Below are 13985 nucleotides of genomic sequence, written 5' to 3' on the forward strand. Positions count from 1 at the left end.
TTTTAAAAACAAGGGGTGAAAAGCATGCTTGGACTCGCAAAAGGATTATCATATACCCTTAAAAATCTGACCCGCAAAAAGGTAACATACGATTACCCAAACGAACCGCTTCCACTTCCGGACCGGTTTCGCGGCATTCAGAAGTTTTACCCGGAAAAATGCATCGTCTGCAACCAGTGCGCTAACATCTGTCCGACAGACTGCATTCAGCTGACCGGCAAAAAACACCCGGACCCAGCCAAAAAGGGAAAAATCATTGATACGTACGATATCAACTTTGAAATCTGCATCCTTTGTGACTTATGCACGGAGGTTTGTCCGACAGAAGCAATTATTATGACAAACAACTTCGAGCTGGCAGAATACAGCCGGGATAACTTGTTTAAAAATCTCGAGTGGCTGGATGAAAATGATGAGAATATACGGAAGGTGAATAAAGCATGATGTTAACGGGCGAATTTATTGCGTTTATGGCACTTGCTTTAGTGGCAATTATCGGCGGCGTGCTGTTAATCAACCTCACCAAAGTCATTCATATGGTTGTCGCGCTTGTGTTTACGTTTGTCAGCATTGCCGGCATATTTGTGATTCTGTCTGCCGAATTTATTGCAGCCGTACAAATCCTTATTTATTCAGGTGCAATCACGATTATCATGCTATTTGGCATCATGCTGACTCGCCATGATGATACAAGTGAGCCAATAACAGGGAAGTGGCGAAAGCTATTCCTCTTGCTGGGCGTTCTTGGCTTCGGTGTTGCGGTTTATATCGGAATCTACAATCTGGATATTCCACAAGCCGCTAATACTCTCCATGTAGACAACACGGAGCAAATTGGGATCTCTCTTTATTCCCACTTTATTATTCCGTTTGAGTTAACATCTGTCCTGCTGCTTGTTGCATTGATCGGGGCGATCGTCCTGGCCAAAAAAGACGAGGATGATGAGAAGGAGGCGGAGAAGGAATGAGTTCAGTACCCATTTCAGCCTTCCTGGCACTTGCATTAATCTTGTTTTGTATCGGTCTATACGGAGCCCTGACTAAACGGAACACGGTTATCGTCCTCATCTCGATCGAGCTGATGCTCAATGCGGTGAACATTAATCTGGTGACATTCAGTAAATACGGAGTGGCTCCGGCCATAACCGGACAGGTATTTGCCTTGTTCGTGATCACTGTAGCAGCAGCTGAAGCAGCAGTCGGACTGGCGATTTTAATCGCTCTGTACCGTAACCGAAAAACCGTCAACATTGATGAAATGGACCAGCTGCAAGGCTAGCGGATAAACTGGCTATGAATCAAGCCAGCATGATTGTTAGCTGAATGATCTTAAAAAATTGGACGTCTCACAGACTGTATGAATCGTAAATGAATGGCTGCCCCGCCAAAGGGCGGGCCTCAATATGACGCGCATAATCTAAAAATAGAAAGACAACAAGCGCGTTCAAAAAAAGGGGATTGTGATATTGATGGAGAATGCATGGCTCATTCCGCTTTTCCCGCTTTTATCATTTTTAGTCCTCCTGTTATTCGGCAGAAAGCTTAAAATAGCCAGCGCGTATGTAGGGATTATCCTGGTGCTAGTATCGTTCGTTTACTCAGTTATCGTACTGTTTGAACGATTCACCGCGCCAACCCACAAGGCTGAAGCTGTCTGGCTGTCAATAGGAGAACTGCAATTGACCGCGGGCTTTGAAGTAAATCAGTTAAATGCCTTAATGCTGGTACTTGTTTCGCTTGTCAGCTTACTAGTACATATTTATTCAAAAGGATATATGGACGGCGATGAACGCTTCCCGGTTTTTTATGCGTACCTTGGCCTGTTTACCTTCTCAATGCTCGGATTGGTCATGTCGCCCAACCTGCTGCAAACGTATATCTTCTGGGAACTTGTCGGTGTCGGCTCCTTCCTATTAATCGGCTTTTATTTTTACAAAGAAAGTGCGAAGCAGGCTGCCAAAAAGGCATTTATCATGACCCGGATTGGCGATGTCGGACTGTTTATCGGAATGATTCTATTATTCTGGCAAACGGGCAGTTTTGAGTATGATGAAATTTTCGCTGCTGTTGGGCAGGGAGAGGTTTCAGAGAAATGGATCACCTTAACAGCAATTCTGATCTTTATCGGCGCAATTGGTAAGTCGGGCCAGTTCCCGCTTCATACATGGCTTCCGGATGCGATGGAAGGTCCAACACCCGTTTCCGCGTTAATCCACGCCGCCACAATGGTTGCTGCGGGTGTGTACCTTGTCGCTGCAACGTTTCCGCTGTTCGCTGCCAGTGAAACAGCTTTGATGACAGTAGCGGTGATTGGTGCAATAACGGCTATTTTTGCGGCCAGCATTGGTCTCGTTCAAACGGATATTAAGCGAGTCTTAGCTTTTTCAACGGTAAGTCAGCTCGGCTACATGATGCTGGCATTAGGTTCTGCAGGCTATGTGGCCGGCGTTTTCCACCTGATGACTCATGCATTTTTTAAAGCCTTGCTGTTCCTTGCTGCTGGAAGCGTAATACATGCAGTTGTGACTCAGGATATTGAAAAAATGGGCGGATTATGGAAAAAGCTTCGCTTCACAGGGCCGCTGTTTTTAATCGGAACACTGGCAATCAGCGGAGTCCCGTTGTTTTCAGGCTTCTTCAGTAAAGACGAAATTCTTATGGCCGCATGGGCGCATGGAAACTACGGTCTATTCTGGCTCGCAGTGATTGCTGCTTTCTTTACAGCCTTTTATATGTTCAGGTTATTCTTCATGGTGTTCTCGGGCGAATCCCGCAGCAAAATGGATAATGTCCATGAATCACCGGGTGTTATGATCGGACCAATGATTGTCCTAGGTGTACTTGCTGTAGTGGCTGGTTATGTGAATACCCCATGGTTTGGAGCATTCCTTGGTGACTGGCTGACAGAAGGGAATCCTGCCCTCGGACATGGACATGTCGAAGGACCTGCCTGGATTATGTTTGTAGCAACAGCGGTCTCCCTGCTTGGTATTTTATTAGCCTGGCTCATGTACAGCAAGAAATCATTGGAACGTGACTGGCTGTCAAGCAGAGCGCCGATTAGCTATAACATTCTTGTAAATAAATACTTTATTGATGAGTTTTATAAACTATCATTTGTTTATGCAGCGAAAGCGATCAGTCTGTTCCTTAAATTCATCGAAATCTTCCTTGTTGAAGGCATCATGAAAGCCATCGGCGGGATTACACAGGCGTTTGCGAACACAGGATCTAAGCTGCAGAACGGTCAGGTTCAGACTTATGGTACGGTTGCATTTGTCGGCCTTGCTGTTTTACTGGTCATCTTTGCGCTAACAGGGGGGTACTTACAATGACATTTAGTTATTTTCTAACATTCCTTGTATTCTCCCCGTTACTAGGTATTATTGTTCTGGCGTTCATGCCTAGAACAAATGAAAAGGCGATAAAACTAGTTGGGTTTTTGGCTACCTTGCCGGCATTAATCCTGTCTCTGGCTGCCTACAATATGTATCATACTGGCACGGACCTTGCTGAATTTACGGAACGGGTTCGCTGGATTACCTTCGGCGACTTTGGCAGCGTAGATGAAAATTTATTTACCGTATTTTACGAGCTTGGCATCGATGGGTTTGCCCTCGTAATGCTTGTTCTGACGGCTGTCATTTCAACGTTGGCTGCACTTGCTTCCTTTCATATTAAAAAGGAATGGAAGGGCTACTACATGCTGTTCCTGCTCCTTGTCATTGGGATGCTCGGCGTGTTTACAGCTCAAAACCTTATTTTATTCTTTATCTTTTTTGAAGTGACGTTAATCCCGATGTTTTTCTTGATCGGTAAGTGGGGCTTTTTTGAAAAAGAAAAAGCAGCCTACAGCTTTTTAATTTATAACGGCCTTGGCTCCGCGATTTTATTGATCGTCATTGTTCTGTTGTTTGCCCGAACGGGAACGACGAACATTGATGCGCTCAGATTCTTAATGAATACGCCGGATGCCCCGCTGGTCACGCCGATTTCTGATTCATTAAAAATGGGGCTTCTGATTGCACTGCTTGTTGCGTTTGGCATCAAGCTGCCTATCTTCCCGCTGCACAGCTGGATGCTGCGCGTTCACGTGGAGGCACCGCCATCCATCGTCATGCTGCATTCAGGAATTTTGTTAAAAATCGGTGCGTTCGGGATAATCCGTTTTGGAATGGGCATCTTCCCGGAACAATTTACCGACCTTGCCTTCGTGCTCGCTGCTCTTGGGGTAGTGAACCTGCTGTATGGTGCGTTTCTTGCGTTTATCCAGGATGATTTTAAAATGGTGCTTGCCTATTCCTCTATTTCCCATATGGGAATCGTTTTAATCGGCTTAGGCGCATTAAATGAAGCCGGAATTCAAGGGGCGATTTTTCAGGTAGTCTCACACGGCTTAATTTCAGCCCTCATGTTCTTCCTTGTCGGAGTCATGTACGAGCGGACACATACATCACATCTCTCCAATCTGGGGGGCCTTGCAAAGGGGATGCCGATCGCAGCTGGGTTTCTTCTTGCCGGAGCGATGGCGTCACTTGGACTGCCGGGCATGTCGGGATTTGTAAGTGAATTTATGGCCTTCCTGGGGCTGTTTAGAGAATGGCCGATATTAGCAGCGGTTGGAACGCTCGGAATTATTATGACTGCGGTCTATCTGCTTCGTGCAGTTCTGGCGATTACGTTTGGCAGAGCCGATCGCGAATTTGACGGGTTGACCGATATTCGCACGTTTGAATGGGCACCAGTATTAGTATTAATGGGGTTAATTGTCTTGATCGGGGTCTATCCGGCCGTGCTCAGCCAGCCTCTTCAAGCAACTATAGAAACAATCATGCTGGGGATAGGAGGTTGATGAACGATGGATTTAGAAACATTGCTATCATATGAATGGGGAACGATGGCGCCGGAGTTTATCATCCTTGGTGTTGCCACGGCACTTTCCCTGCTTGATTTATTTATGCCGAAAAAAGTGGACCGCCGGATTTTAGGCTGGTTAGGTTTTACAGGTATCCTGGCCGCAATAGTTGCGTTAGTCAGCTTAATCGGGCATGATACAACATCCATTTTATTTGATACATTTCGCTTAGACGGTTTTGCAAAAGCCTTCAAGCTGATCCTGTTAGCTGGCGCCGCCTTGGTGCTGCTGCTGGCGATTGATTACGAGCCGAAGGAAGGCATGAAAGAATACAGAGGAGAATTCTTCTATCTGTTCCTCACAGCCTTGCTTGGCGCTATGATGATGTCTTCAAGCGGTGACTTGATTACCTTATTTATCGGGCTGGAGCTTCTATCGCTTTCTTCTTATATTCTTGCCGGAATGCGGAAGAAAAACCTGCAGTCCAATGAATCAGCAATGAAGTACGTAATCAACGGAGGCATATCAACCGCAATTACCTTGTTCGGTATGAGCTATGTATATGGTCTTACAGGCACCACCAATTTAAAAGAAATGAGTCTGATCCTCGGTAATATTGCCGATCCTCAGCATGTTTATATTTTAGGACTTGCATTCTTCCTAATCTTCATAGGATTAAGCTTTAAGATTGCTTCAGCGCCATTCCATATGTGGGCGCCAGACGTTTACGAAGGAGCACCAACACCAGTAACGGCATTTCTGAGTGTAGTCTCCAAAACAGCTGGATTTGTGATTCTGCTCAGGCTGCTGCTGGCGATTTTTGCTAGTGTTCCGGTACAGGGAGACGGGGCAGAACCGTTGCCGCTGCTGCTTAGAATGCAGGATTATCTTGCCTTCCTGGCAGGAGCAACCATGATCATCGGCAACGTTATTGCCTTAAGGCAAAGAAACGTAAAGCGGCTGTTCGCTTACTCAAGCATAGCCCATGCAGGGTATATCCTTGTTGCGCTCACAACGATGTCTTACTTTATGTTTGATGCGATCTGGTTTTACCTGCTAGCCTATCTGTTTATGAATCTTGGCGCATTTGCTATTTTACAGCTGATCACTTCAAAAACAGGATCAGAAGATATCGGCCAGTTTGCCGGCCTGTATCAGCGTGCACCAGTTTTAGCAGTGGGAATGGGTATTTTCATCCTGTCTCTCGCAGGAATTCCTGGTACAGCCGGATTCATCGGCAAGCTGAACATCTTTATGGGTGCTCTTATCCGTGAGCCAGCCCATTTTGTCCTAGTCGGGATTATGATTGTGATGACGGTCGTCTCTTATGTTTATTATTTCGGCCTGTTTACACAAATGTTCTTCCGCCCGGCAGCAGATGATAGTAAACTCAAACTGTCACCTGGAATCACAACGGTAGTTGTAATCTGTGCTGCCGCAACGGTTCTATTCGGAATCATGCCAAACCTGGCATTGGATTTTTTTCACCAGAATTTTAACGGCTTCTCAGATTTCCTGCAATAAGTCAATCAAGTTTTGGGGAAAGCTAATTGACCTGCAGCGGTTAGGGTGACAGGCACCATCCAGTTTTCTGGAAGGTGCCTGTCACCTTTTTTGTTTTTTTGAGATAAAAATTAATTTTAAAATATGAGTTGATTGGAGTGGAAGGCGTAAAGACTCCTCGAAAATGCTATCGCATTTCCTTCGTGCGTGGGCAAATTCGAGGATGCCCAATCAAAGTCCTGCGGGATCAGCTGGACAGGTGAGACCCCGGAAGAGCGAAGGCGATGAGGAGGCTCACCGCCAGCCCCGCGGAAAGCGAAGCGCCAGGAACGGAAATCAACGGCCTATTTTTATATCCAGTCCTTAATTAAAGAGGTTGCCCAAAAGTTTATACCTTTTAGGACCCTGTTTGTTCAATTAGAAAGGATATCGGGGCTGTTCGCTTGCGTTTTTCATGTGCATGAAACTTTTATTAACGAGATCCGTCTAATATAAGGGAAATAAATATTTAGTAATTATTTACAGCTTCCCTAAACCCAAGGACTTTGCTAAAATAAAGCAGTATGTGTTAAAGGAGGGAAAGACCTTGATGGCAGAATTTGGTTCACAGGCATTAATAAGCATAATGTCCCATCTAGTTTTTATTGGACTAGCATGGTGGGCTTTACAGGCTCTCAATTTTGAAAAAATGCTTCGTTCAAACCATGTACTGCAGGCTCGCGTCTTGTACATATTTACGACAGTTGCCCTCGGTTCAACGGTAAGTAACTTTTTCCTTGATTACCTGCAGTGGTCCCAGCAGCTGCCGCTCATCTTTGGCTAGCCGCTTTTTAAAGAAGATCTGCATAGGATGCTATGGCACTTTGGATTCCCGTCATTTAGTCAAAAAACAACAATCTTTGCAAAAAACAGCGCTTGTTAATTATAAAAGATAGGTCTTCTTACATGTAGCCAAACGGCAAGTTCTTAAGTAAAATTCATTTGTTGTGTTTTTTAGAAAAAGAACTATACGGTTCATTACGTGATACACTAGGATCAGTTGGTATGAAAGATGGATCAGTCAATTAATTGTCTAAAAGTGACGACAATTCCCAAGTATGCTCTGCGCTCCCCTGGTAAGAATGGTAATAAGGGGAGGCGTAACAGATGAAAAAAGCAATGCTTGTTTTATCAATAATTGGCACTATTGGTTTTATTGTGCTTCAACTCGGGAATAGGACAACTGTAGCCGATGCGGAAAAGGAATTGCAAACACTGGCCTCTGTTTTGCAAGACGAAGATATTTTGATCAACGATTGGTCTTTACATGCAAGGGAACAATTGGAAATAGAAAATCATGAGCAGGTACTCTCATCTTTAAATGAATTAAAACTAGCCTTGCCCAATTGGGAATGGACGGTTACTAAAGATTCACAACAATGGAAAGCGCAGGCAATAAACAACACACCCCACTACCAAGAAAATATTAGCATCATTTCCACCCTCACAAATCACCACGCAGCTGCGTACGTAATGTATGAGGTCAAAGGGCAGTCATGGAATGATCATGTCGAATCCTTCTTGAACAAACAGGTGGAAAGCAGATTATTTGACATTTTCCGAGGAAATGTTACAACTTTTTCTTGTATCAAAGGTGAAATAAGTGATAAGATTGATACGGCTATAAGTAGCGATGCAAACCGCTTTCTAAGCGCATTTCAGGCGCATAAAATTGAAGCTTTAGAAGAGGAATCATTCATCTCTGTATCGGCATCTTCGCCAATGTTTTCTGCATCGATTGGCAGCAACTATAAAGACATGAATTTACAACTTGGGTTAAGGAAAACCGAAGGATTGGGCGGAAAGACTACCATCGTAGTTGGCACACCAATCATAACGATTGAATATTAATATAGAGAAATTGGACGCGGAGGGGAATACATTTGGAAAAAATCATCGTCCGCGGCGGACAAAGGCTGCAGGGCACCGTAAAGGTTGAAGGTGCTAAAAATGCTGTACTGCCTGTTATCGCTGCAACATTGTTAGCAAGTGATGGAAAAAGCGTAATTCGTGATGTGCCAACTCTCTCCGATGTATATACCATCAATGAAGTATTACGCTATTTGAACGCCAATGTGGAGTTTAATAATAATCAAATTGAAGTAGATGCATCAAGAGAGCTAAAAATTGAAGCACCATTTGAATATGTACGTAAAATGCGAGCATCCGTGTTAGTTATGGGATCGCTTTTAGCCAGAAATGGCCGTGCCCGCGTAGCCCTTCCAGGAGGGTGTGCAATCGGGTCCCGACCGATCGACCAGCATCTCAAAGGCTTTGAAGCAATGGGAGCAACGGTTAAGGTAGGAAACGGTTTTATCGAGGCAGAAGCACCAAACGGTTTACACGGGGCAAAAGTCTATCTTGATTTCCCAAGCGTTGGCGCAACGGAAAACATCATGATGGCTGCATCCCTCGCAAAAGGTACAACGGTGCTTGAAAATGTGGCTAAAGAACCTGAAATCGTCGACCTCGCCAACCTAATTAATAAAATGGGTGGAAAAGTTAGAGGGGCCGGCACAGGAACCATTCGCATTGAAGGCGTTAAAAAGTTATATGGAGCAGACCATAACATTATTCCAGATCGAATCGAAGCAGGTACGTTCATGGTAGCAGCAGCAATCACAGGAGGCAATGTCCTTGTGAGAGGTGCCGTTCCAGAACACTCCACTTCATTGATCGCTAAAATGGAAGAAATGGGCGTACTCTTTATTGAAGAACAAGATGGTATTCGAGTCATCGGACCAGAGAAATTAAAGGCAGTGGATATCAAAACCATGCCTCACCCGGGCTTTCCAACTGACATGCAATCTCAAATGATGGCATTGCTGTTGCGCGCTCAGGGTACAAGTATGATCACTGAAACAGTTTTTGAAAACCGCTTCATGCACGTTGAAGAATTCCGTCGTATGAATGCAAACATCAAAATCGACGGCAGGTCCGTTATCATGAACGGCCCATCTGATTTGCAAGGCGCTGAAGTAGCAGCAACGGATCTTCGTGCTGCAGCTGCATTAATTCTGACCGGCCTTGTTGCTGATGGGATCACACGTGTAACTGAGCTTAAGCACTTGGACCGCGGCTATGTGAACATTCACCAAAAGCTTGCAGCTCTTGGAGCAGACATTGAGCGTATTAACGAAGTCGAAGAAACACTTGACGTCGAAGTTGACGCTCCTGTAGCAGACCTAAACGCGTAAACACTATACGCATTAACCATACTATTAATCGAGAAACCGGAGAGTTACCAGTCCCGCCGCGGATTGCTGATTCTGCGGTTTTTTGTTGCTTAGAGAATACCATACTTGGCTAACATTCCCAAGTAATAACATTGACAGAACTAAAAAAAAAATTAAAAAATTTAACCTGTCTAAAAACAAGCAAAGATAAAAATGTTCAAGTCATAAAAGCTTGTCCGCCTCCATAGAATTGAATTAGATGGTTTGAGGCCGTCTAGTATTTCGTATATGGAGGACACACATATGATAAAAATCAAACCTCTCGCCGTAGCAGCAGCTCTTCTCGTTACGATCACCCTCCTGGTGCCAAGCCTTCTCGTACTCCCATTTATGGAAGGAACCGCAAAAGGACAGCTCGGTGAAGACGTACAACCCGCTCAGCCAGCAGCTGCCAAGCCATCCATCGATTCTGCAGTAGAGGTGGCCGTTTACCGAATGTCCCATTCTAAGCTTGAAAAAGTGCCTCTCGACCAATACTTAATTGGAGTAGTCGCCGCTGAAATGCCCGCAGAATTCGAGCCTGAAGCTCTTAAGGCACAAGCATTATCCGCAAGAACCTATTATGTAAAGCAAATGATGAGCGAGGACAAAGTCGGTCTCCCTGAAGGATCAGATGTTACAGACACAGTCTTGCATCAAGTTTACAGCAATACTGATGAACTAAAAATACTCTGGGGCGCCGATTACAAGTGGAAAATCAAAAAAATAGCTGACGCCGTCCACGCAACAGATGGACAGATTTTAACATATGAAGGGGCACCGATTGATGCAACCTTCTTCTCAACCAGCAACGGTTTTACGGAAAACTCTGAAGAGTACTGGTCCAACTCATTTCCATATCTGCGAAGCGTTCAAAGCCCATGGGATGAAAAGTCCCCGAAGTTCACAGATCAAAAAATCGTTTCGCTTCAGGAATTTGAATCCAAACTGGGCGTAAAGGTCACTGAGCCTGCTGTCGGAAAAATTGTTTCCCGTACAAAAGGAGACCGCGTCGGCAAGGTTGAAATCGGCGGCAAATCTCTAACCGGCAAAATCATCCGCGAAAAATTAGAACTCCGGTCCAGCGACTTCTCCTGGAGCCTGCAGGGCAACAATATAGTCATTAACACAAAAGGTTTTGGTCACGGTGTCGGCATGAGCCAGTATGGCGCCAACGGCATGGCCATAGAAGGAAAAACTTATCAGGACATCGTCAAACACTATTACCAAGGCGTTCAAGTCTCATCCGCTGACGATATGTTCACCAAGATCATTGCGAAGAAGTAAATATGGCAAGAAGGTACCTGGACAACATATCATGGTGCGAGTGATAGTATGTGACGAATTAGCAGTTTTAATTAAAAAACAAATTTATGATCGGGGCTGAGGCTCCGATTTTTTGTGTTTTTTAAAGAGCTTGTGTGACCTGGAGGCGAATTCTAAAATTCACTCTCCTGTTGGGCCCATATCTCAAAATCATGCGGGGGGTAATATGTGCGGCCTTTTTTGTCCCCTATAAATGGGAGTTTTAAACGAGCGAGAAGGTTTGTTGCTAACTTGGGGCAGGAAATGCCGACAAGCTTCCTGAATTCCTGGTTAGTAATGCAGGGCTTTACAATCAGGAAATAGTCGATAACAGTTTCAAGGTGAGCGTTTTTAGACTTACAACCACAGAAACGGCATTCCCACCAGCCATGGCCTCGACACATAGCGTAAGATAAACAGGCGGGACATCGTACACCATTGATTAAGTGAACAGGAGGAATTTTAAAAAGATTGAGGACATCTGGCGAATGTGGAGAGTGAGCTTTTAGCAACTTTCTGCTGATTTTCTTTAGGTCACGGGGCTGGAAGAAATCGGTGCGAAATCGTTCCTCGAAGGCGTCGATCCGGGCGGTTAGCTCTTCTGGGGGACAGACCATTTTCAAAGCCTGCAGACTTCCTTTGACTATAACATTTGGGTTGGTAAAAACGATGATTTTATTTATGGGTGGGCAGGCAAGCTTATTTTGGGTCAAGAAATTCGTGATGAGCTCCTCATGACTCAGAATTTGCAGTCGTGGGTCTGGGTATCTTCTCGCTGTATGTTTATATGTTTGAATCATTTGGTTGAAATTATCGGGCAGGTAAATTTCTTCAGAATGGTTTTTCACTTCTACTAGGTGTATAACCTTTGTGGATAGGAGGAAGGAATCAATTTGGAAATGATATTCACCATCGGGGAGGCGAAGGCCAAAAAAAATCAAATATTTATCGGTCAGGTTTCTCAAGGGGTACACTAAACTCTTTTCCCCGCGATAACCTGATCGCATCGAGAGGATTTTCTGCTCAATTTTTGGTTTTTCCGGATGATTATTGGGCAATCTTCTAGCTAAGGCTTCATGGGCGAGCAGGTCTAGAGACTTGGTTACAGTTTTTATAATCATTAGCATCACTCCTGGAAGGGTTTGCTTTAAATTTTCGTCTTTTTTCCGTTGTTTCCTGCCTGTTTTTGGTCCAGCGAAAAATATATTCCGAAAAAATCGATTATATTCCAAAAAAACTCGATATATTCTCAAAAAAACGAATATATTCCAAAAAAAACGATTTTATTCCAAGACGATAATGATTCTAAAGAAGGTATGCTAAAAACAGACTCTAGAGCACATATTATCCTCTTCCGGCCCAAATCAATTCCGATTTTTATGCTAACCCCCGTCACGAAAAGATAGCCTCGATCAATGATTCCATCTAAACCCAGGTACCCGGCCCAAATCAAATCCGATTTCCCGCTAACCCCCGTCGCAAGGAGATATCTTGATCAGGGCAAGGTCTCATCTGTAGTCCAATCCCCGCCCTTTCAGCCTCTACCCCTTTAAATACCGCTCAGCCTGGATCAGCTTGTCCCGCAGTTTTGGAAACCTTCCGCTAAAGTAGGCATTGTGCATAAAGTGGGAGGCGACGAGTACGCCTATTACGTCCTTAATGACGTCTATAAGCGTCGCAGACCGATATGGGACGAATGACTGGTGGATTTCGTCGATGACTCCGTACAGGCCCGCAATGGCCATCAAAGCGAAACCCATTACTGGTGTGAACTTGTCCAATGTTAGCGCGGCGAAAAATAACAGAATATATAAAATTCCGAACTCTACTAAGTGGAGGGATTCTTTTATAAAGCGGTCAACGGCAGAATCGGGCAGTTCGACGACAGCGTTGTGGGGCAGGCTTGAAAGAAGCCAAATCAGGGCCATGTAGGCGAACGGCAGGATCCGCACAGCCCATACTAATATCTGACGCATAGGATTATCACACTCACTTAAAAAATTTATGTATAAAAAGAAACGATTTGTCGAAAGATAAGCACAAAAAAATTTTTTGACTCTATGTATATATTTTTCCAGATCTGTTCAGACTGTTGCTGAGGTGATGAAAATGAGAGAGGAAGAAACTAAACGATCTTCTCAAGGCTCAAAGTTTTTTAAAAAGCGGTGGGTGTATCCAGCAATTTATATCGCAAGTGCAGCTATCATTTTAACAGGTGTTCTCTGGTTCCAAAACGGCGGAGACGATGCGGGTAATCAATTAGATTATAACGCAACAGATGTTCCTGGTAAAAAATATAATGACCAGGAAGCAATCGAAGTTAACCGTGCCATGGAGAACTTTGTAATGCCTGTAATGAAGCCAGATGAAGTTGTCATTCAAAAGGAATTCTATGATAATGACAGTCAGGCTGAAAAACAGGAAGCTGCGCTAGTATTCTACAACAACCAATACCATCCAAACACGGGGATTGATATAACCACAAAGGATGGCGAGGCATTTGACATTTTGGCAGCTCTTAGCGGAACTGTTACAGATGTGAAAGAAGACTCATTGCTGGGTAACGTCATTGAAATTGAGCATGACAAAGGTATTGTAACACAATACTCGTCGGTTACAGACTTTAAAGTCAAGGTTGGTGACCAGGTTGACCAAGGACAAGCTATAGCGAAAGCTGGCAAGAGCATGTTCAATGAGGAAGCCGGTGTCCATGTACATTTTGAAATTCGCAAAGACAGTGTTCCTGTTAACCCGCTTGAGTTTTTCAATAAGCCATTAAGTGCGTTGCAGGAGTTTAAAGGAGAAGACAATAGCGAGGCTGCCGATGATTCTGGCAAGTCTGAAGATGGCGGTTCTTCTGAAGAAGAAGCTGGTACGGAAGAAACCACCCCTGGTGAAGAAACCGGTACAGACAGCGGAACTTCTGGTGATACAGAAGAAGGCGATGCTGCTGACACAGAAGAAGGCACTGATAAAAAAGAAACAGATGATAAAAAGGATACAGAATCCGATTCATCCGCTTCTTAACAACGAACCCGTCCTCGTGGCGGGTTTTTTGCTGTCTGGCG

General features: G+C 44.4%; 13 protein-coding genes. 11 read left to right on the forward strand and 2 right to left on the reverse strand.

Going from position 1 to position 13985, the window contains the following annotated elements; genetic code table 11:
* Positions 1–24 precede the first annotated feature (24 nt).
* The 10 genes from nuoI to spoIID all read left to right on the forward strand — a co-directional run bounded on the left by nuoI (position 25) and on the right by spoIID (position 10899).
* Positions 25–444, forward strand: coding sequence for an NADH-quinone oxidoreductase subunit NuoI (gene nuoI, locus HRJ06_RS17535; RefSeq protein ID WP_174734269.1), 420 nt, complete (start codon positions 25–27; stop codon positions 442–444).
* Entirely contained in the window at positions 441–968 is a 528-nt protein-coding gene (locus tag HRJ06_RS17540) for an NADH-quinone oxidoreductase subunit J (RefSeq protein WP_174734270.1), read from the forward strand. The genes nuoI and HRJ06_RS17540 overlap by 4 nt, the downstream gene beginning before the upstream one ends.
* Positions 965–1279 carry an NADH-quinone oxidoreductase subunit NuoK gene (nuoK, locus tag HRJ06_RS17545; RefSeq protein WP_174734271.1) on the forward strand — a complete coding sequence of 105 codons (315 nt, stop codon included), beginning with the start codon at positions 965–967 and terminating at the stop codon, positions 1277–1279. The genes HRJ06_RS17540 and nuoK overlap by 4 nt, the downstream gene beginning before the upstream one ends.
* A 187-nt stretch (positions 1280–1466) precedes the next feature.
* On the forward strand, positions 1467–3335 hold the full coding sequence (nuoL, locus tag HRJ06_RS17550; protein WP_174734272.1) for an NADH-quinone oxidoreductase subunit L: 1869 nt from the start codon (positions 1467–1469) through the stop codon (positions 3333–3335).
* Positions 3332–4852, forward strand: coding sequence for a complex I subunit 4 family protein (locus HRJ06_RS17555; RefSeq protein ID WP_174734273.1), 1521 nt, complete (start codon positions 3332–3334; stop codon positions 4850–4852). Before nuoL ends, HRJ06_RS17555 begins: the two co-directional genes overlap by 4 nt.
* A gap of 6 nt (positions 4853–4858) precedes the next feature.
* The gene (nuoN, locus tag HRJ06_RS17560; RefSeq protein WP_174734274.1) at positions 4859–6379 is read left to right on the forward strand and encodes an NADH-quinone oxidoreductase subunit NuoN; all 1521 of its coding nucleotides are present in this window, start codon (positions 4859–4861) and stop codon (positions 6377–6379) included.
* A gap of 568 nt (positions 6380–6947) precedes the next feature.
* Positions 6948–7181 carry a DUF1146 family protein gene (locus HRJ06_RS17565; RefSeq protein ID WP_422392744.1) on the forward strand — a complete coding sequence of 78 codons (234 nt, stop codon included), beginning with the start codon at positions 6948–6950 and terminating at the stop codon, positions 7179–7181.
* 323 nt (positions 7182–7504) lie between these two features.
* Entirely contained in the window at positions 7505–8248 is a 744-nt protein-coding gene (locus HRJ06_RS17570; protein WP_174734276.1) for a YwmB family TATA-box binding protein, read from the forward strand.
* A gap of 32 nt (positions 8249–8280) precedes the next feature.
* Positions 8281–9594: a UDP-N-acetylglucosamine 1-carboxyvinyltransferase gene (gene murA, locus HRJ06_RS17575; protein WP_174734277.1), complete on the forward strand. Its 1314-nt coding sequence runs from the start codon at positions 8281–8283 to the stop codon at positions 9592–9594.
* Between the two features lie 282 nt (positions 9595–9876).
* Positions 9877–10899 (forward strand): stage II sporulation protein D, encoded by a 1023-nt coding sequence (spoIID, locus tag HRJ06_RS17580; RefSeq protein ID WP_174734278.1) that lies wholly within the window; start codon positions 9877–9879, stop codon positions 10897–10899.
* 152 nt (positions 10900–11051) lie between these two features.
* On the opposite strand, the gene HRJ06_RS17585 is transcribed toward spoIID, so the two are convergent.
* Together HRJ06_RS17585 and HRJ06_RS17590 are read right to left on the reverse strand one after the other, a co-directional pair.
* Positions 11052–12038, reverse strand: a complete 987-nt coding sequence (locus HRJ06_RS17585; protein WP_174734279.1) for a nuclease-related domain-containing protein — start codon at positions 12036–12038, stop codon at positions 11052–11054.
* A 420-nt stretch (positions 12039–12458) separates the two neighbouring features.
* On the reverse strand, positions 12459–12893 hold the full coding sequence (locus tag HRJ06_RS17590) for a VanZ family protein (RefSeq protein WP_174734280.1): 435 nt from the start codon (positions 12891–12893) through the stop codon (positions 12459–12461).
* Positions 12894–13026: 133 nt separating this feature from the next.
* On the opposite strand from HRJ06_RS17590, the gene HRJ06_RS17595 reads away from it, so the two are divergent.
* Entirely contained in the window at positions 13027–13944 is a 918-nt protein-coding gene (locus HRJ06_RS17595) for a stage II sporulation protein SpoIIQ (protein ID WP_174734281.1), read from the forward strand.
* Positions 13945–13985 lie beyond the last annotated feature (41 nt).

Origin of the sequence: Mesobacillus harenae (genome assembly GCF_013343715.1) — a bacterium.
GTDB classification, from domain to species: Bacteria; Bacillota; Bacilli; order Bacillales; family Cytobacillaceae; genus Mesobacillus_A; species Mesobacillus_A harenae.